This is a genomic window from Bartonella sp. EBT8 (genome assembly GCF_055796165.1).
In genome coordinates, this window is sequence record NZ_JBTTDJ010000044.1 from 1 (window position 1) to 2,536 (window position 2,536).

The 2,536-nt window shown below is 36.4% G+C and carries 1 protein-coding gene; it reads right to left on the minus strand.

All coding sequences use genetic code 11. From position 1 onward, the window contains the following. Positions 1 to 2,536 (minus strand): type ISP restriction/modification enzyme (locus AC0QT4_RS08775; protein WP_473201296.1); only part of this gene is annotated, 2,536 nt, incomplete at both ends.

A 2,536-nucleotide genomic window follows, 5' to 3' on the forward strand; every position in this document is an offset into this window, starting at 1 on the left:
ACGCCCCATAACCCATTCAAGAGCGGGTTTACCATTTACGATATACTCATAAGCGTTAAGAGGAATATCTGTTATTGTGATATTGCTATTGTAAATAACAGTGGTTTTATCCTTTTCCTTGCTATTTTTGATTTTTGCGAATTTCATTTCTGTAACGTAATAAAACTTTTCGGGATTCTTGATATCTGTCAGTTTTGGATTGCCTTTTTTAAAGGTTACGGGATAAGGCTCTACCGTTTCATAATTGACGTGCAAATTGCCTAATTCACGACCAGCATTAACAAATGCCCAGAAATCTTCAGTGCTCTTTACGCAAGGGATGCGAGGGAGTTCTTTAGAGAGATTGTCAGCATAGCGAGCACGATAATCTTCTGAATGCAAGAGACCGTAAACATAATAGAAGATATCATCTTTAGTGATGTTCTCATTAGGATAAGCTGTTTTAAAATGTGCTAAACCTTCATCAGTAATGGCATCACGACGTTGTAAACTAGTGATTGCGCTTTCTTCTGTAGAATTTGTAAATAAATGAGATTGTTTTTCATTTTTATCTTTTGAAACGGTGGCATCTTCATAGAAATATCTTGGAAAGCCTTGTCCAGTATCCATTGCGTGATAATTAGGTACATCTTTAGTCATCAAAACAGAAAAACCACGTGTAATTCCTATACCTGTAATTTGTATCACCTTATTTTCAATTGCTTTTTCCATAGGAAATATACGCGGCATTTGTAAAACCATTTCATTGAAGATGCGATTGTAATAAAGCCACTGTCGTGTAAAAGGACGATATGCACTTTGCGTAAGACATGCCTCTTCAAATTCATAAACTTTTCCTTTTATTAACTCTTGTTTAAGAGCACGGCTCCAACTGATTTTTTTCTCATCTAAATTTATGAAGTTATTTACAGCATTTGTACGTGTTTTACGGTCAGCATGTGGATGAGCATCATTAAAACGTTTTACTTCACTATTATAAAAGGCAATCATATTACGCATGCTCTTGAATAGTACCTCACAGCTAGAATTATATACCCAAGCATCACGACTAGTTGAGATACCACAAGAATAAGTCTCAAAGAGCTTTTTATCGTGCCCCTTTTTATTACCTAAGGTTATAAACGTTTTAAAACTGTCATCACGTTGATTTATCCAATCACCATGCTTGTCTGGTGTAATGATTTTCCAACCGTGTTTGCTCCGTGTAATACCATCAATGCTACCAAAGGTTTCGATTATTGTGAGTTTTTTTTCTCTTGTGAGATAATCACCAATATCACGGAAATATATTTTACCACGCTGTTGTGCATTTGAATTTTTTACGAGAATAGAGATTGCAATGGGTGCTCGAGAGCCTTCACCAAAAATGCCACCACTTTCCTTCTTACGTTGTTCTCCAGAAGTCCGCGCATTCCCCCTTAAATGGAAAATATAAAGGCTGCTAAATTCCTCAACAAGGCATTTACGTAAACCAGTCATAGAATTTGCATCTACAAAACTTGCATTTGTTACAAAACCAATAACACCACGGTCTTTTATACGGTCACTAGCCCAGCGGATAGCCCGAATATAACTATCATATAGTGCTTGCATAAGACTGGCATTTGACTGAGCAGCGTAAGTTGTTTCTATTCGTTTATCTAATACGTGATAAGATGTATTCTGATTATTATCATTAGCGTTTTTTTGCCCCACGGAATAAGGAGGATTACCAAAAATGACTTCAATATTCAGATTTTTCTGAAGTTCCAAATATTCACTGTTTTCTTTAAACAATTCTTGCAGCAGATTTTTCTCTTCAAGCATCTGAAACGTATCAGTCAAACCAATATGTTTAAAGGGAATATAATCTCCTTTCATAAGACTATGATAAGTTGATTCAATATTAATGGCAGCAATGTAATAAGCGAGCAAAACAATCTCATTGGCATGGATATCATGACGGAATTTATATTCCATATCCTCTGGTTGAATGAGATCGGATTGTAACAGCCTTGTGATAAAGGTACCGGTACCCGTAAAGGGGTCAAGAATAGAAACACCACGGGAGCCTAAACTCTTGCCAAATTCCTTGCGTAAAACATCATCAACAGAGTGAATAATAAAATCCACAACCTCAACAGGCGTGTAAACAATACCTAATTTTTCTACCGTACGTGGAAATGCTTTGGTAAAAAAACTTTCATAAAGAGTAATGATGAGGTTTTGTCTTGCATGCGGGGTAGTAATCCCAGAAGCACGTAATTTTACACTTTCATAGAATTCTTTAAGCTCTTTTGACTCTTCTTCAATATTGGTCTTGTCTAATTCCTTTAAGATCTTTTCCATTGCTTGTGAGATGGCGTTGTTTTGAACAAATTGATTGCCATCAAACAAAGCTTCAAAAACAGGACGGGTTACAAGATGTTGTGCAAGCATCTCAACCGCTTCCTCTTGCTTGATATCACTGTTTAAGTTGTTTTGTAATTCTTTGAGAAACGCATCAAAAGCACGGCGTGCTTCACTCTTTTCATCAGCAAGCATGTTTTGCAGGCGG